This window comes from Primorskyibacter flagellatus, assembly GCF_900176485.1.
Lineage (GTDB): Bacteria > Pseudomonadota > Alphaproteobacteria > Rhodobacterales > Rhodobacteraceae > Primorskyibacter > Primorskyibacter flagellatus.
The window spans coordinates 12730-30206 of sequence record NZ_FWYD01000005.1 but is presented as its reverse complement, the minus strand read 5'-3'; the positions used below and the strand labels follow the sequence as shown (position 1 = coordinate 30206).

The 17477-nt window shown below is 59.3% G+C and carries 16 protein-coding genes; 14 read left to right on the top strand and 2 right to left on the bottom strand.

Features of this window, described 5'->3' with window-relative positions:
* The first annotated feature begins 40 nt into the window (after nt 1-40).
* The 11 genes from B8991_RS09545 (at nt 41) to B8991_RS09495 (ending at nt 12366) form a co-directional block, all read left to right on the top strand.
* A complete protein-coding gene (locus B8991_RS09545; protein WP_084352769.1) occupies nt 41-901 on the top strand; it encodes an FAD binding domain-containing protein in 861 nt (286 codons plus the stop codon).
* Nucleotides 898-1416, top strand: coding sequence for a (2Fe-2S)-binding protein (locus tag B8991_RS09540; protein ID WP_084352768.1), 519 nt, complete (start codon nt 898-900; stop codon nt 1414-1416). The genes B8991_RS09545 and B8991_RS09540 overlap by 4 nt, the downstream gene beginning before the upstream one ends.
* Entirely contained in the window at nt 1413-3779 is a 2367-nt protein-coding gene (locus B8991_RS09535) for a xanthine dehydrogenase family protein molybdopterin-binding subunit (protein ID WP_084352767.1), read from the top strand. The genes B8991_RS09540 and B8991_RS09535 overlap by 4 nt, the downstream gene beginning before the upstream one ends.
* Nucleotides 3776-4237: an SRPBCC family protein gene (locus B8991_RS09530; RefSeq protein ID WP_084352766.1), complete on the top strand. Its 462-nt coding sequence runs from the start codon at nt 3776-3778 to the stop codon at nt 4235-4237. The genes B8991_RS09535 and B8991_RS09530 overlap by 4 nt, the downstream gene beginning before the upstream one ends.
* 79 nt (nt 4238-4316) lie before the next feature.
* A complete protein-coding gene (locus B8991_RS09525; protein ID WP_084352765.1) occupies nt 4317-5390 on the top strand; it encodes a C4-dicarboxylate TRAP transporter substrate-binding protein in 1074 nt (357 codons plus the stop codon).
* Between the two features lie 41 nt (nt 5391-5431).
* Nucleotides 5432-5983, top strand: coding sequence for a TRAP transporter small permease (locus B8991_RS09520; protein WP_084352764.1), 552 nt, complete (start codon nt 5432-5434; stop codon nt 5981-5983).
* Nucleotides 5980-7299, top strand: coding sequence for a TRAP transporter large permease (locus tag B8991_RS09515; RefSeq protein ID WP_084352763.1), 1320 nt, complete (start codon nt 5980-5982; stop codon nt 7297-7299). Before B8991_RS09520 ends, B8991_RS09515 begins: the two co-directional genes overlap by 4 nt.
* Nucleotides 7300-8120: 821 nt before the next feature.
* Nucleotides 8121-9092: an ABC transporter substrate-binding protein gene (locus B8991_RS09510; RefSeq protein ID WP_084352762.1), complete on the top strand. Its 972-nt coding sequence runs from the start codon at nt 8121-8123 to the stop codon at nt 9090-9092.
* Between the two features lie 71 nt (nt 9093-9163).
* A complete protein-coding gene (locus B8991_RS09505; protein ID WP_084352761.1) occupies nt 9164-10132 on the top strand; it encodes a glycine betaine ABC transporter substrate-binding protein in 969 nt (322 codons plus the stop codon).
* Nucleotides 10133-10244: 112 nt separating this feature from the next.
* Nucleotides 10245-11291: an ABC transporter permease gene (locus B8991_RS09500; protein ID WP_084352760.1), complete on the top strand. Its 1047-nt coding sequence runs from the start codon at nt 10245-10247 to the stop codon at nt 11289-11291.
* Between the two features lie 10 nt (nt 11292-11301).
* Complete coding sequence (locus B8991_RS09495) at nt 11302-12366, top strand: quaternary amine ABC transporter ATP-binding protein (RefSeq protein ID WP_084352759.1); 1065 nt, start codon at nt 11302-11304, stop codon at nt 12364-12366.
* A gap of 188 nt (nt 12367-12554) precedes the next feature.
* Here B8991_RS09495 and B8991_RS21075 read toward each other — a convergent pair whose 3' ends face one another.
* Nucleotides 12555-12770, bottom strand: coding sequence for a hypothetical protein (locus tag B8991_RS21075; protein ID WP_143514539.1), 216 nt, complete (start codon nt 12768-12770; stop codon nt 12555-12557).
* Nucleotides 12771-13054: 284 nt separating this feature from the next.
* The gene (locus B8991_RS09490) at nt 13055-14104 is read right to left on the bottom strand and encodes a hypothetical protein (protein ID WP_084352758.1); all 1050 of its coding nucleotides are present in this window, start codon (nt 14102-14104) and stop codon (nt 13055-13057) included.
* 88 nt (nt 14105-14192) lie between these two features.
* Here B8991_RS09490 and B8991_RS09485 point away from each other — a divergent pair, with 88 nt between their 5' ends.
* The 3 genes from B8991_RS09485 (at nt 14193) to B8991_RS21070 (ending at nt 17339) form a co-directional block, all read left to right on the top strand.
* The gene (locus tag B8991_RS09485) at nt 14193-15842 is read left to right on the top strand and encodes a DEAD/DEAH box helicase (protein WP_328588499.1); all 1650 of its coding nucleotides are present in this window, start codon (nt 14193-14195) and stop codon (nt 15840-15842) included.
* 23 nt (nt 15843-15865) lie between these two features.
* Nucleotides 15866-16183, top strand: a complete 318-nt coding sequence (locus B8991_RS09480; RefSeq protein ID WP_084352756.1) for a hypothetical protein — start codon at nt 15866-15868, stop codon at nt 16181-16183.
* Nucleotides 16184-16514: 331 nt separating this feature from the next.
* Entirely contained in the window at nt 16515-17339 is an 825-nt protein-coding gene (locus tag B8991_RS21070) for a hypothetical protein (protein WP_143514537.1), read from the top strand.
* Nucleotides 17340-17477: the final 138 nt, after the last annotated feature.

Below are 17477 nucleotides of genomic sequence, written 5' to 3'. Positions count from 1 at the left end.
TTTATGTTCAGGGAGCTTTCGACCGGAGAGGGGGGGGGAAGTGAAACTACCAGCGTTCGAATACCTGCGTGCGCGCAGCCCGGAAGAGGCTTGGCAACTCCATTCAGAAGTCGAGGGTGATGCGGTCTACCTGTCGGGAGGGCACAGTGTGGTGCCGTCCATGGCGCTGCGCCTTCAGGCACCTTCCCGGCTAATCGACATCTCTGGGATTGCTGATCTTCACGGTGTCGTGGCGCAGGACAACGCGCTGCGCATCGGCGCAATGACCCGCCACGCCGAGGTGATGGACAACCCGCTTGTCGCGCGCCATGCGCCGCTACTCGCGCTGGCCGCGCCGCATGTGGCGCATCCCGCGATCCGCAACCGTGGCACCCTCGGCGGCAATCTGGCGCTGGCCGATCCGGCGTCGGAGTTTCCCGCGGCGGTGCTGGCCCTGCGCGCTGAGATCGAGATCATCGGCCCCGAAGGCAGCAGACATGTCCCGGCCGATGAGTTCTTCCTCGATCTCTACGAGACCGCTCTCGCCCCTGGCGAGATCCTGACCGCGGTACACGTCCCCCTGCCGCCCGCCAGCCGTGTCTTTGCCTTTGACGAGATTGCGCGGCGCCGGGGCGATTACGCCATGGTCGGTGCCGCGGCCCAGGCCGATTTGGAGAAAGGCATGATTGTCGATGCCTCGATCGCGTTTTTCTCGGTGGGGTTCACTCCGGTGCGGGCCAAGGCGGCGCAGGCGGCGCTGATCGGCGCGCCGCTGTCGCGCGAGAGCGTTGCACGCGCTCAGGCCAGCCTGGCCGAAGACCTCGATCCGCCGGATGATCCGGGCTTTCCCGCTCACCGTCGCCTGCAGCTTGCACGCGTCCTTCTGGGGCGGGTTCTGAACCAGATGGAGACCCGGCCATGAAGGTCCTCGTGAACACCAAAGTCAACGGCACTCCGGTGCAAGAGGCAGTGACGCCGCGCAGCAGCCTTGCGGATTTCCTGCGCGATGATCTGGGCCTCACAGGCACCCATCTGGGCTGCGAGATGGGTGCCTGTGGTGCCTGTCTGGTGCTGCTCGACGGCGCGCCGGTACATGCCTGCCTCGTGCTGGCGGTACAGGCCGAGGGCGGCACGGTCGAGACCGTCGAAGGGCTGACCGAAACCGGGGCGGTCGCCGACCTTCAGGAGAATTTCCACGACCGCAACGCGCTGCAATGCGGCTATTGCACCAGCGGCATGCTGATGAGCGCGCAGGCGCTGCTGGCGCGCAACGCGGCACCCTCGCGCGACGAGATCCGCGACGCGCTCTCGGGAAATTACTGCCGCTGCACCGGCTACGAGGCGATTGTCGATGCCATCGCCGCCACCGGCAGAGCGCGGGCCGCGGCGACAGAGTCGGCACAGGCCGCGTCGGCAAATACGGAGGCGGCGGAATGACCCTGCATATCGGCCAGCCCCAGCGCCGCGAAAACGCCCGCCGCCATCTTGCCGGGCGCGGGCGCTTTGTCAGTGATCTTGCGCTGCCGCGGATGCTGCACGCGGTCTTCGTGCGCAGCCCCATGGCCAAGGGCCGGATCCTCGATATCGACACCGAGGCGGCGTCGCTTTGCCCCGGCGTCCTGCGGATCTTTACCGCTGCGGATCTGAACCCCCGCTGCCAGCCTTGGGTCGGCACATTGGATCACTTCGCGGGAATGCAGAGCCCGCCGATGAACATTCTCGCCGAGGACGAGGTGCTCTGGGCCGGTCACCCGGTCGCGATGATCCTGGCGCACAGCCGAGCCGAGGCCGAGGATGCCGCCGATCAGGTTCTGGTGGATATCGAGGACGCGGAGCCGGTGACCGGCGGCGCCCCGGTGCTGCTGCCCGGTGCCCCGCGGGCCAATGAGGCCGCCGACAGCAACCTGTGCTACGAGACGCTGCTCGAAACGCCGGATGTGGACCGGGCCTTTGCAGAGGCGGCGCATGTGGTCGAGGCCGCGTTCACCTTCGGGCGACATACCGCGGTGACCCTCGAGCCGCGCGCGGTGGTGGCGGATTACGATCCCGCCAGCGGGGCGCTGACGGTGCATCACGGCACCCAGACCCCCTATCAGTTTCAGGATGTCTACGCTCGGCATTTCGGGCTGCCGGAAGGCAAGGTCCGGGTCATCGCGCCGGATGTGGGCGGCTCCTTCGGGATGAAGCTGCATGTCTACAACGAAGAGATGGGTGCCGTCGCCGCCAGCCTGATCCTCGGGCGGCCGGTGCGCTATGTGGCGGACCGGCTGGAAAGCTTTGTCTCGGACATCCACGCGCGCGACCATGACGTGCACGGCCGGATGGCGGTGGCGGCGGATGGCACAATCCTTGCGATGGAGGTCGACGACCTGACCCGGATCGGCGCGGTCTCGGCCTATCCGCGCACCAGTGCCGCCGAGGGCAATCAGGTGATCCGTCTGATGGGCGCGCCCTACCGGATGCCCGACTATCGCGGGAAGCTCTCGGTCGCCTTTCAGAACAAGGTGCAGACCAGCCAGTACCGCGCGGTGGGCCATCCGATCGCCTGTGCCGTCACCGAGGCGCTGGTCGAGCGCGCGGCAGAGGCCACCGGCTGCGACCCGTTCGAGATCCGCGCCCGCAACCTCATCGCCGACGACGCATATCCGCATGTCTCGGCAACCGGCTACCAGTTCGAGAAGCTGTCGCATCAGGCTTGTCTTGCCCGCCTACGCGAGATGATGGACCCCGACGCACTGCGCGTCGAACAGGCTGCCCTGCGCACCCGCGGCATCTATCGCGGCTTCGGCATCGCCTCTTTCGTCGAGATCACCAACCCCGGCGCGACCTTCTACGGCATCGGCGGGGCGCGGATCTCGGCGCAAGACGGGGCGGTGGTGCGGATGCTGCCCTCGGGTGACATCCATTGCGCGATCTCCGTGACCGAACAGGGGCAGGGCACTGAAACGATCATCGCGCAGGTCGTGGCCGACCAGCTTGGTGTTGCCCCCGAGCGGGTGAGTGTCACCACCGGCGATACCGCGACCACGCCAAGCGGCGGTGCCAACTGGGCCTGCCGCGGTGCCGGTATCGGCGGCGAAACCGCGCTGCGTGCGGGACGGCAACTGCGTGACCGCATCCTGACGCTGGCCGGTGCTCTGGTGCAGGCCGACCCGGCAACCTTGCGGTTGGCCGGGGGTGCCGTGGTCGATGCCGCCAGCGGCGCACCGCGCATCGCGCTGGAGGAAATCGGCCGGATCGCCACCTACCGTCCCGACACGCTGCCCCACGGGGTCGACCATTCCCTGACCGTGGCGCACCACTTCGCGCCCGTGGGGTATCCGTTCGATTTCACCAACGGCATTCAGGGAAGCCTCGTCGAGGTGGATACGGAAACCGGGCTCGTGAAGCTGTTGAAGCACTGGGTGGTCGAGGACTGCGGCCGCATCATCAACCCGCTGCTGGTCGACGAACAGATCCGCGGTGGCGTGGTGCAGGGGCTCGGCCCTGCCTTCTTCGAGGAATGCCAGTATGACGTGGACGGGCAGCTGACCAATGGCTCGCTGGCCGATTACCTCGTCCCGATGGCGGTGGAGATGCCGGATATCGAGATCGCCCATATAGAGACGCCGACGCAGGACACCATCCTGGGTGCCAAGGGCGTCGGAGAAGCCGGCACTGCCGCCGCCGGGGCCGCCGCGATGAACGCGGTGAACGACGCCCTGCGCCCCTTCGGTGCTTGTCTCACCCAGACCCCGATGACCCCGCTGCGCATACTTGATGCGCTTGATGCAGCTCTAAAGGAAAGGACCGCCCCATGAAGCTCGAAGGAGAGCAGTTTCTCGACGCCGACCCGATGACCGTCTGGGCCGCGCTCTTCGACCGGGAGGTGCTGGCCGCGGCCATTCCGGGCTGTGAAAGCCTCGATCAGACCAGTGATACCGAATTCGCCGCTGTGGTGAAGCTGAAGGTCGGCCCCGTCTCGGCCCGATTCAAGGGCGACGTGGTGCTCAGCGACATCGTGCCGGGGCACTCCTGTACGCTGTCCGGCAAGGGCTCGGGCGGGATTGCCGGATTTGCCAAGGGGGCGGCACAGGTCACGCTGACACCCGAAGGCGCGGGCGTGCGCCTGCGGTATGACGCGGATGTCGCGGTGGGCGGCAAGCTGGCCGCGCTCGGCAGTCGGCTTATCAAATCCACGGCGCAGAAGCTGACCGACGCCTTTTTCACCAACCTGTCCGAGATTCTGGCGGTACCGGAAACCGCCGGACCGGTATGAACCGCGCGCGCAGGGCGGTAGCAGCATGCGCTGCGGGACACTGCGCAGAACAAGACACATCCTTGGGAGGAGGACACCAATGACCACAACACGCAGAGCCTTTCTGGCCACCACATCGGCGGCGCTTGCCATGCCGTTCCTGAACACGCGCAGCATCGCGGCTGAAAATATCTCGATCCAGATCGGATCGAGCCACCCGACCAACAATATCTGGGTCTACGCCATGCAGAACGCCCTGCAACCGGCGCTGGACAAGCTGCTGGCGGATGCCGGTGGCGACTATACTGTGAGCTGGAACGAGAATTACGGCGGCACGCTCTACAAGTTCAAGGACACGCGCGCGGCGGTGCGTGACGGCATTGTCGATGTCGGCATGGTGGGCACGGTCTGGGAAGGCTCGGCCATGCCGCTCCAGAACGTGACCTATTTTACGCCCTTCGCCAATGCCGACCACAATGTCACCATCGACATTTTCGACAAGCTGACCGAAGAGCTGCCCGAGCTGCGCGCCGGCTGGACCGATCAGAACATGGTGCACCTGTCCTCGCTGGTGACCGACAGCTACGATGTTTATGCAACCTTCCCGATCACCTCGGTTGATGACATCGCCAACCGCCGCCTGAATGCGCCGGGCACCTCGGCCAACTGGCTGGCGGGCACCGGCTGTTCGCCGGTCGATGGCGCGCTGACCACCTATTACACCGATATTCAGACCGGTGTGTCCGAGGGAACGCTGTCGTTTGCCACCGGCATCCAGCCGACCCGGGTCTACGAGGTGGCGCCACATCTGTCGCGGGTGGGCTTCGGGTCGATGTATTTCGGCGGCATCGCCGTGAACAAACGCTTTTTCGACCGTGCGCCCGCGCCTGTACAGGCGGCCCTGAAAGAGGCCGGGCGGATCACCTCGCGCGCCCATGGGGAGTATATCACCAAGCGGGCGACCGAAGCGATGACCGAGATGAAAGCCGCCGGACTACAGGTGACCGAGATGGCCAGCGCCGAGCGCGCACGCTGGGCAGCCGCGCTGCCGAATGTCACCAAACCTTGGCTGGATGCCAATGGCGCTCCGGCGGCCACGGTGCTCGAGGCCTATTTTGCCGAACTCGAGACCCGCGGCATCACCCCGGCGCGGGATTGGTCCGCCGGGCTCTGAGCCCGCCGCCACAACCGAACGAGCGTCACGAGGGAGACCGCATGCAACGCGCCACATCATCCGTTCCCGGCCTGCCTGCGCTGCGGCGCGGGCTGGCCTTGACCCTGAACGCCATGGCGGCGGTCGGCACCCTGTGGATCTTCGGGATCATGATGCTGATCGTCGCCGACGTGATCAGCCGCAACCTCTTGGCCGCGCCGATCATCGGCGTGGCCGAAATTTCGGCCCGCTCGGTCGGAGCCATTGTCTTTCTGCTGCTGCCCCCAGCGGCGCTGAACGGCACGCTGATCCGGTCGGATTTCCTATTGCGCGGGATCGAGCGGCTGTCGCCGCGCGCCCTTCATCTGCTGGACACCCTGTTCGCGCTGGCCGGGGCGGGGATTTTCGCGCTGGTGGCAATCGCCGCCTTGCCCGACACCCATGACGCCTGGGTCAGTTCGGACTTCTTCGGAGTGCGCGGGGTCTGGACGCTGCCGACCGTGCCCTTTCACCTGCTGGTGGTGATCGGCGGGGCCGCCACGAGCCTTGCCTTCATCGTCGTTGCCGCGGACTGCGCCGCGAAAATCCGTATGCCCCGGAGGCCGCTGCCATGAGCAATATCACTATCGGATTGATCCTCATAGGCGTGCTCTTTGCCTTGGTCCTGCTCGGGATGAGGATCGCCATCGCGCTGATGGTCGTGGCCTTCGCCGGCGTCTGGATCATGCGCGACAACTTCGACCTGTCGATGCGGCTGATGTCGATCGCCACCTATAATGGCGTGGCCAGCTATCTCTTTGCCACCATTCCCCTGTTCGTGCTGATGGGCCATCTGGTCAGCATCTCGAATGTCGGCAAGGACACCTTCGATGTGGCCGAAGCCGGGCTGCGGCGTCTGCTGGGCGGGCTGGGCATCGCCACGGTGGCGGCAAATACCGTCTTTGCCGCCGTCACCGGTGTATCGATCGCCTCGGCAGCGGTGTTTACCAAGGTCGCGGTGCCGGAGATGACCCGCCACGGCTATGCCCCATCCTTTTCCGCCGGGACGGTTGCCGGCAGTTCGGTGCTGGGCATGTTGATCCCGCCGAGCCTGCTGCTGATCATCTATGGCGTACTGGCCGAGCAATCCATCGGGCGGATGTTCATTGCCGGCCTCGTGCCAGGCGCACTGCTGGCTGGCGGCTTCGTTCTGTGGATCCTGTTCGCGGCGAAATTCACGCCGGGGCTGGTCTTTGCCAAGCAGGACGCCCCGGGCCGGCAGGACCGAGAGAGCTATCCGCAGATGACGCTGCCTGAGATCCTGCGCAAGATCACCCCCATCATCGTGCTGGTCACCTTCGTGCTGGGCGGGCTCTACAGCGGCTTTTTCACCCCCACCGAGGCCGGCGGCGTCGGCGCCTTTGCCGCACTTGTGATTGCGGTGTTGCGCCGCAGCCTCGACCTGCGGCGCTGCTGGGCCGTTTTGAGCGAGACCGGCACGATCTCAGTAGGCATCCTGGCGCTGCTGGTTGCTGCGGGATTCTACAGCCAGATGCTGGCCGTGGCTGGAATTCCGTCGGCCATCGGAACCTTTGTCACCGACAGCGGCTTTGGCCCGGTGGGTTTCCTCGTAGTCTATGTAGTGTTGGTGCTGCTCTTGGGCATGATCCTCGACAGCAGCTCGATCCTCTTGATCGTGGTGCCCATCGCGGCCCCAATTGCGCAGAGCCTCGGCTACGATCTGATCCAGTTCGGCATCATCACTGTTATCGCCGTCGAGGTCGGTCTGCTTACGCCGCCATTCGGGATATCGATCTTTACAGTGCATTCAACACTCGGTGACAGCAACGTGCGCCTAGAGTCGATTTTCGCAGGTGCCCTGCCTTATGTCGCGGTGATGTTGACAGTGCTGGTACTGATCGCCGCCTTTCCGCAGCTTATCATCGGCTGAGAACGCCCTGCGTGCTGACCCTTCTGTATCTCGGCGTTGCAAGTCTGCACCCGTAGCAACCTCGCCAAGGTCGCTGACAGGGCGATGTATGGCGGCTGCGGCCCGTGCTTGAAGGCGCAGGTGTCGCGACATGCGGGCCTGACACCAGCACGATCCGGCCCGCATAGGCGCGCTGCGACACATCTTTCCGGCGAAACGGGATGGAACGCTGTAGCGATTGCTGGCGTAGCGTCGAACTCCGGTTCCGGCCTGGCTTTCAGGCCATCATCAAACACCCCGCGCGCGCTCAAGAAACTGGTCGCTTCACCGTTTGATCTGGTTCGGGTGGACTTCAAAACCCGTGCCAGCGCGATCAGGGTCTTCTCCTCGCTCGCAGCATCATGTCACTGTTGCGCGGACCACTGTTGCGCGGAAAATCCTCTAATCTTGGCTGTTCAGATTTCCGGAATCACCTCTTTCCGTGGCGTTGATGGGAATACATGCACGGCTCATAACTGCAAATTTTAGTGACGCCTTGGATGAAGCCATTGGTGAATCTGGTGTTCAATCCGCTTCATGGACGGGCATGTGTTCTAGCATCGGATGGCATCCCGACTGGCGCGGATTGGCAGTCGGGTTGCAAATTTACGCTGCTGTAGTAGGTTCTGGTAGAAGCAAAAAGCGTTGGACCAGACCATCTTCTTATCAGGCAAACAACAAGAGTTGGGGCCCCTGCGTCATGCAGAGGGAGACCTGATGATGGCACCCATAACGATGCTTTGCTGGCAAACTGCGACGTCCTTGCGGTCGCCAAACTGAATTAACAAACAGGAGTGTCCAATATGAAACGCTATATTCTTAGCGCTGCCCTTGCAGCCGTCATCGCCCCCGGAGCGGCCATGGCACAAGAGGATTGCGGTGAAATCACCATCGCCGAGATGAACTGGGCCTCGGCCGGTGTCGTGGTTGCGGTGTCCAATTTCCTGCTGGAGCAAGGCTATGGCTGCGATGTCACCGTCGTACCGTCCGACACCACGCCCGCCGTCACGTCGCTGTCGGAAAACAACGAACCCGATATCGTGCCGGAACTTTGGCCGAACTCGGCCGGTGACGCCTATAAGAAGATCAAGGCCGACGGCAAGATCGTCGAATTGACGTCTGTTCTTGAGCCCGGCGGTGTCGAAGGCTGGTGGATTCCGACATATCTGGCCGAGGCGCACCCCGAACTGAAAACCATCGAAGGTGTCATGGCGAACCCAGATTTGGTCGGCGGCATGTTCAACAACTGTCCTGATGGCTGGGGCTGCCGGATCGTCAACGACAACCTGATCCGCGCGATGGATCTGGAAGGTTCGGGCATCGAGGTGTTCAACCACGGATCGGGCGAAACGCTGGCCACGTCGATGGCAGCGGCAGTTCAAAGCGAAAAGCCGTGGTTCGGTTACTACTGGGGCCCAACCACGCCGCTGGGCAAGTTCGACATGACCAAGGTCAGCTTGGGTGAAGAGAACGAGGCGGCTCAGAAAGCCAATGCGAACGCGGATTCCCCGGATGCTGCCGTGACCGAATTTGCGACCGCTCCGATCCTGACCGTTGTGACCAAGGACTTTCAGGCCTCTCACCCCGAGATTTCCGAGATGATGTCCAACGTCCAGTTCAAGACCGACCAGATGAGCGGCCTTCTGGCATGGATGGACGAGAACAACGCCAGCAGTGAAGAGGCGGCCGTCTACTTCCTGAGCAATAACGCCGACATCTGGAAAGAGTGGATCAATGACGACGCGCGTGAGAAGCTTTCGGCACTGTTGAAGTGATCCGAAATCGGGCGGGACCATTGTGGTCCCGCCCAATTCTTATGACAAAAAGCAAGAAAAAGAGACCTAACATGAAAAAGACTGTTATTGCGTCCCTTATCAGCGCCGCCTTTCCCGCCGCCGCGCTTGCCGATTGCGGCGAGGTTTCGATCACCGAGATGACATTCGCCTCGGCGATCATCACCACCGAAATTTCGACCTTTCTGATGGAGCAGGGCTACGGCTGTACCGTGACCCGTGTGCCCTCGGATACCATCCCGGCGCTGACCTCGCTGGCGGAAAACGAAGAACCCGACATCGTCACCGAACTTTGGGTAAACTCGGCTGGAGAGGCTTATGATAAGCTGAAGGCCGAAGGCGTGATCGAAGACATGGCACAGGTTCTGGACCCCGGCGGCATCGAGGCATGGTGGATTCCGACATATCTGGCCGACGAACATCCCGAGTTGAAAACGATTCAAGGGATCTTGGATAACCCCGAACTGGTCGGCAACCGTTTCAACAACTGCCCCGATGGCGGCTGGGTGTGCAATATCATCAACCACAACATCGCGCGGGCCTATGGCGTCGAGGACGCGGGGATCGAGATTTTCGACCACGGTTCCGGCCAGACTCTCGCTGCATCGCTCGCCGCCGCCTATGAGGCCAAAGAGCCGTGGTTCGGTTACTACTGGGAGCCAACGGCAATCATGGGCCGTTTCGACATGACGATGGTCGATATCGGTGAGGCCAACGCCGAGCTTCACGAAAGCAATCTTGACCCGGATTTCGGCAATCCTCAGAAAACAGCCTATCCGCCCAGCCTTGTCTATACGGTCGCCACGACCAGCTTTACCGAACGTGAACCCGAAGTGGCCAAACTGATCTCCAACATCAGCTTTTCGACCGATGAGATGAGCGCGCTTCTGGCTTGGCAGGGCGAAAACAACGCGTCGACCGAAGAGGCGGCCGTGTATTTCCTACAGAACAACAAGGACGAGTGGGCTGACTGGCTGAACGATGATGCCCGTCAGCGCCTGTCCAAGCTTCTGGCCGAGTAGGGCACGATCACAAATTACGACGATCCGGTACATAACGCGCCGGCTCGTTGCATTCCAAATGCTGGATAACTGAACCATGAGGGGCCGCGAAATGCCCCCGGACGAGGGACGGATGGCAACTTACGATTTCATATTCGACAAGCTGGGCCTGCGGGACTGGTGCGATGGCGGTGACGGTGGCGAGAATGGCAGCAGCGGCCCGATGTCGATGGCTGACTTGCTCGGCAAAACCACTGGCGACGCGGTCGAGGTTTCGGCATGGGACACGCCATTCCCGTCGCTCGACAATCTGCATGACGCCTGCGACGCGATTCCGCAATCGCGCGACCTGACCACAGGTCTGGAAAGCGGGTTCCTGAACATCAAGGACAGTCTAAAGGTGGTTGTCGATCCATTGACCCAACCGCTTAGCTGGGCGCTGAACGAAATGCTGTGGGTGATGCAGGCTGTGCCGTGGTGGATCATGATCCCGCTGCTGATGCTGATCACCTATGCGGTTGGCCGGTCGCGGAAACTGGTCGGGCTTGTCGCGCTGTGTTTTGGATTTCTCGCATTCGTCGACTACTATGACTACACCATGCAGACGCTGGCGATCATTTTCGTCTGTGCCTTCATTTGCGTGCTGTTGGGGGTGCCGATAGGCATTGCAATGTCGCGAAGTGACCGCACGCAACGGATCATGATCCCGATCCTCGACATGCTGCAAACCCTACCACCCTTTGTCTATTTGATCCCGCTGATTTTCCTGTTTTCGGTGACGGAACCAAAGCTATACGGCATCGCGATCATTCTTTACGCCATCGTGCCCGTGGTGCGCCTGACCGACCTTGGTATTCGCCTTGTTGACCAGGACGTAATCGAGGCCGCGGACGCCTTTGGGATGACCAGCCGTCAAAAACTGTTCGGGGTCCAAATTCCGCTGGCCTTGCCCAATATCATGGCCGGGGTCAACCAGACCATCATGATGAGCCTTGCGATGGTTGTCATCGCATCGCTGGTATCCGCACCGGGCCTTGGCGTGCTTGTCCTGCGCGGTATCCGCAGTCTGGAACTGGGCGTCGGCCTGCTTTCGGGTCTGGGAATTGTTCTGCTTGCAATCATCCTTGACCGGGTGACCAAAGCAGCACTTGCCCGCATCAATTCCAGCCAGCCGAAATAAGGGAACGGACATGTCAGACGATATCAAAATCAAAATCCGGAACCTTTACAAAATCTTCGGAAATGACCCGGAGATGGCGCTTGAGCATGTGAAGAACGGGATGGGCAAGACCGACTTGCTGGCGGAACATAACCACGTTCTGGGCCTGAACGACATCAATGTCGATATGCCTGCGGGCAAGACAACAGTCATCATGGGGTTGTCGGGGTCGGGGAAATCGACCCTGATCCGGCACCTGAATCGTCTGATCGACCCGACCGCCGGCGAAGTGCTGGTGGACGGCGACGACATTCTTTCCTACAGCGACAAGCAGTTGCGCGACCTGCGGCAACACCGGATGTCGATGGTGTTCCAGAAATTCGCACTGTTTCCGCATCGCACAGTTCTGGAAAACACGGGCCTTGCCCCTTCAATCGAAGGCAAAAGCAAGAAGAAATACGAAGACGAAGCGCGCAAATGGCTGGCCCGTGTCGGGCTTGAGGGACAAGGCGAACAGTATCCCCATCAGCTTTCGGGCGGGATGCAACAGCGTGTGGGCATCGCCCGCGCATTGACCAGTAATTCCGACATCATGCTGATGGACGAGGCGTTCTCGGCACTTGACCCGCTGATCCGCACCGACATGCAAAACCTGCTGATCGAATTGCAGGCCGAGTTGCAAAAAACCGTGGTGTTCATCACCCACGATCTGGATGAATCCCTAAAGCTGGCCGACCATCTGGTGATCCTCAAAGACGGGTTCATCGTCCAGCAGGGGGAACCGCAACATATCCTTTTGAACCCGTGCGACCCCTACATCGAAGACTTTGTCAGCGACATCAACCGCGCCCGCGTTTTGCGTGTGCGTTCGGTCATGCGCAAAACGACCGAAGAGATGGGCGAAATCAGCGGCGAAGTCGATCACGATGATAACCTGGAATCGTTAATCGAAAGGTCGGGCGGCGATACGACCAACCGTTACCGTGTGATGAAGGACGGCAAACAGGTTGGAATACTGGAGATGACCGATCTGGTGCGCTCGTTGGTTCCCCAAGGCGGCTCATCCGATCCCGAAGCCGCACGACGGGCCGGTTGATCCCTCAATCGTTGCGTACCCGGCAGCGTCGAGAAACGCCGTTCGTTGAACGGTTCGCCGAACCGGATATTGGCGCAGTTGCAGCGAAGGCCTGTCAAGTCCGCGATCTGTAAACTCAAAAGCTGATCCTTGCTGCGGCCAGCATGAATGGTCGTTCCTTCCGCTGCACATCGGCACCAAACTCTCACTCACGCGGCATTTCTGACGCTGCGAATACGCACAAGGAACAGCTTCCATTGAAAAACACCGTGTTGCGAGCGCAAGAAGTCAGCCCGTAAATACGGCGCAAGCGCCTTTTTTGTCAGGCCTTTCGCGTTTGCTGCAGTGCAGGAAAAAATCTTGGCCAGATCAGCTCGGCTTTGATGGTTTTGAAGAACGTTTCGACCATTGCCCGGCAGGCGCATGCAAAGCATGCTGCCGAGACTGGCTGTAGGATACCGCGTTGACGTGCGCGCTCTGCATTTAATCATTGGAGAAAATCGCCAGCGCTGGCCCAATAGTTTGCGCACTGTTCGCCCATAGTCTTGCGCGATTTGCCTACAATATTGCGCGTCCTGCATGCCGCTTCGTGTCGGCGATCATCCTGTATTAGGATACGCAAAATCCGGACAGCAGTCCAGCGCTCCGAAACGCCGAGAGCCGCCAAGGCATCCCCTGGCGGCTTTCAGATAGTGCGCGACTGGATCGATCAGGTTGTCGGAAACGCAATCATCCGGGTAATGTCACCGGTTCGGATCAGATGCCCACGGGATGATGTCCCTACCGGCTGCGACCCGACAGAGGAGATCCCGCGATCTGCGAGTGATGCGAGCAGCTTTCGTGAGGTAGTCTTGCCTTCCTTCGCAAGGTCCGAGACCACCTGGAATTCACGGCGGAACCGGGAGAGGCCTTCCTGAGTGATCTGCCAGACGTTGAAAGAACCTCGCTTTCCTCTGGTCGCCTGAAGCAAGCCCTTCTCGCACCATCCGGTAACACATTCGGGCTTCCATCCCGAGAACTCGGCAACGTCTCCAGCGGTCCATAACCGTGCGCCGCCATGATCTTGAAGAACGCGGTCGATCTCTGCCGCGTCGAAGAGCGCGTCGCCGAGGCCGTCACCCTCAGGGAACGTCACCGCTCGAAGTTTCTGGTCGGCTATGAGACGGTAGATCTTCAGAATCCCGGTCCGATCAGTCGTCCTTCGCAGATTGACCTTGCGAAAGGCCACCAAACCATCTGCTCCGGCACTTTCGCCATGGGCCACCTGCCGGATTTCATCTACCGCAGCACAGATGTTCTCGAGGTCGTAATCGCCATCGACGCAAGGGTGAGCCGACATCCTGCACCCGGCACCGAAGAACCTCGCCTCCTCCATAAGCTGGAATTGTTTTCGCGAAACACCGAGGATGCTGCGGACCTTTTCCTTGGTCCCGGATCGTGCTCGTAGCTCGTGGACCTCTTCAATATCTTGCATTCTGACAATCGTATGGAGGTGACCGGTGCCTGACCTTCCCTGCGCCCCAATCATCGCTCCGTCTCGAACTGCCTCGACAACCCTCTCGCTCCGAATGCCCAGAATATCTCCAGCCTGAGCCGCGCTCACCCAAGTAGAGCCATCTTTATGACGATTGGTCTTGTATGCGTCACCGCACACTGTGCTGACAACGATGAGGCACCGGGACAGAAGTGCTTCAGCCAACGCGCCTTTCTGCCTAAGAAGACCGCGATACCAGGCACCCAACCGCATGGCGGCCGTCATACCTTCCGCACCCGGAGCGTTCCATCTTTGCACGACGTGATCGTCGAATGCCGTTGACCGCCAAGATTGTCGGCAAAGTGACCTTGGAATTGCGCCGTCTGACCTGATCGTCGTAAGACGCCATCTGCCAAAGCGTTTCAATCCCGCTCAAGATCAGGATGACCGCACCTTCGCATCACAAAGCCACGAGGCAGTAAATGGCGCTGCTGAAAAAATTCTTTCAATCGCTTCGAACGAGCAAGACGGTATAGAGGTCCTTAGGGTCGCGAATGATCCGTCAAAAGTCTCTGATGGTTTGCGCCGATCACATGTCGAGATTATTCAGCATCGAATGCTCAGTGAGTTCTCAGCCGAAAGAGTTGGCCGCCTCTTAGGTGTCGCGAGGCGACTCGGTATGAAGCAGGCATTTTCCGAGAACTTAATTGCGTTGTATGACGGGCCCATTAGGACTGCCAAGGCGCTCGAAAGCATGGCACTTGGAGATTTGGACGGTGATGACCGGGATGCTGTGCAAAGAAGAAGAGACCAATTGCAAAAAGCTTTGTTTAGGCAGTGTGAAGTTCACAGCGTTGAGTTGGGTGACGATCTGTTTAACATGACCGCGGCATCCGTTCAGAAAGCAGGTCTGTCGCACCTCATGCAGCAGTTTGATGTTCGGGACAGAGATGCAACACATCGGTTGCTGCGGGCGGCGGCTTTGGCCGACGATTGGGGGAATGCGCTTACTAATAATCGACGAAATCTCGAACAATTCTTTGTTGGGTCAAGAGCGCTCGTTTGCGGAACGTGCGTCGGTCTCGGCGATGGCAAGCTAAATATAAAGGGTCGAAGATTCGATTTAGTAGTTATTGACGAGGCGGCTCGAGCGACAGCTGGCGAATTGATGGTTGCCATGCAATCAGCTCATCGGGTGCTTCTCGTTGGAGACCAGAAGCAACTATTGCCACAAATTCCGCGGGAAGTCTTGGATCACGTGTCGAGAACCATTCAAATTGACGAAAACTTCATTTTGGAAAGCGACTTCGCTCGGGCGTTTCGATCTGAATATGGCCGTAAAGTGGCTCGGTCCCTAAAAACGCAATACCGCATGGCTCCAAAGATCGGAGATTTGGTTTCTAAGATTTTTTACTCAGATGTTGGGCTCGAAACAGGTAGATCAGCTCCTCCTGAGATATATCGGTCCTTGAAATGGCCCTTTGACGAGGAAGTTACCTGGGTCGATGTTGGCGGAGCATCAGCTCGTGAGATGCGGAAAGGAACAAGCTATACAAACGAAAGTGAAGCCGATGCCATAGTGCAGTGCCTTGAGGAGCTCTCGAGGGATTCCGTTTTTTTGGATGAGGTAGTTCGCACACTTCGCGAAGAAGAACCGCTGGTCGGGGTCATTTGCATGTACGGAGCTCAACGAGATCTGCTTGCAAATAGAATAGCATCTTCGGGTATCTCTGAAAGGCTAATGAGACGAGTTAAAATCGGAACTGTTGATAGTTATCAAGGAAAGGAGAACAGGATTATTTTGCTATCATTGGTTAGGAGCAATGAATTCGGTCAAAGCGGGTTCGTTGACAACGAGAATCGTATCAATGTGGCGCTGAGTAGAGCTATGGAGAGGTTGGTTATTTTCGGATCTTCGGATATGTTCAGGTCCGGAAAGTCGAAGCTAAGTGATACGTTTCGCTTAATAGAAATGGATGGTCGCGTACATGGGCTGCCTAATACATCACTCGCGGCGGAATAGGCAGCCTATGATGAGAGTGTGTCATGAAGATTGAGCCAAACGACATCGACATAGTAGGGGAAGTTTCTTTCCGGCTACCTGCGCGGGCGTTCCGATTAGATATCGCTCTTCGTGAACCAGACAGGGTTTCGCTGGCTCTTGAGTATGCCCTGAAGCTCTTGGATGTCCTAGACTTGGCCAAACCAAGTGAAATTGGGGACTTTCTTGGGTTTTCCCCCTCGGAAACGGATTCTCTCGTTATGGAGCTCATTGATTCTGAGCTGGCGGCAGCTACCCCAGGGGGAAGATCGAGATCACTGACTTTGGAAGGAAGATTATCGATGAAGAAGATCCTCAGCTAAAAACGGTCAGAGAGACTGCTACGGTCACCTTTGAACTTTGTGCTTTCACCAATGCTGCGCGCAGCCGCGTATTTCCGTGGCTTCCAGAAATAGAAATCCTAAATAAAGAACGTGCATCTCAATCCGAGAATAGCGCGAAAGACGCGTTTGTGGATCAATTTCCAATGTGGCGCGACGGGTTGGCTAAGCAGGACAGCGACCGGCGCAAGCAATTAGCGATGGTTCTAAACGCTGTTAGCCTGGGGCCTCGGATAGCACAATCTCCATCCCCATTGTGGCTGCTGCTGGGGGCCGAGCTTACTATCCGGATTTCCAAGACGTCGGCGCCGGAGTGAGTAAGGGCAGGAAGGAAGACCTTCAGAATGCCGTGCGAAATGGATTGCAGTCATTTAGTTTGCCAAATGATCAAGAACTGGCTGCAGATTGGTGCGAGGTCTGGGATAAGGGATTCTTGGCGACGCAGCTTGAGAACCTTGGTTCGTATCCCTCGCAGTGGATTACAACTATAGGTCAAGGCGGGATCATGATCCCTGAAGAAATACAGCCTGCAGTCCTAGTATCTCGTTCTTCCGCAATGTGCGCAAGGAGCGCAATTCAGTCGCTTATAGAGCAGATTCCATCCGCACAGATTCCGGAAGAACATCCGCCGATTTTTTGGTCTCCGCCTGACTTTACGGCGTGGCGGGCCGCGCCGTCACTTTACGACATGGTTGATAACATTCGAAGCCGCTTTTGTGGCGGCAAATCGGGCGTAGTGATGTTGCCTCGCGTAGAAGATAGTCAGCGTCGTGCTTTTCAGAATATGTATGACACGAAACGCGGTCAGAGTTCTGGCAATTTCCCCTTCGATGCTTGCGTGGCGCTCGCCGGGAACACGTTACCTCAATCTATCGAAATCATTTTCCAGCCGGGCCTTTGGGCAATTTGCATTATCCATGCAAGCGATATGCGCTGCAATTATCCCGTGCCGGTAGGTGTGGGAACAGCTAATCCAGATGCAGTTCATGCAATAGGTGAGGAGCTCCGATTTTATTTAAGCAAATGCCGATCTGCGGATGTTCTCACTTTTGACAGAGGGGTTGCAGGTGTCGGAGCTCAGGAGCCGGAACCGTCTGCAGCATTTCTTTCTTATATCCAAGATTCCTTTCGGGTTTAAGCGGTGTCCGTTGGGATGGATAGAATGGAATTCCCCAATTTTTGGAGAGTAATGCCGAGTGTACCGTGCGACCCTTGGGTGGCTGACGCTGGCGGTGGAATGCTTCTGTGGTCTCGATTCTGAGGCTTGTCGCTGTCA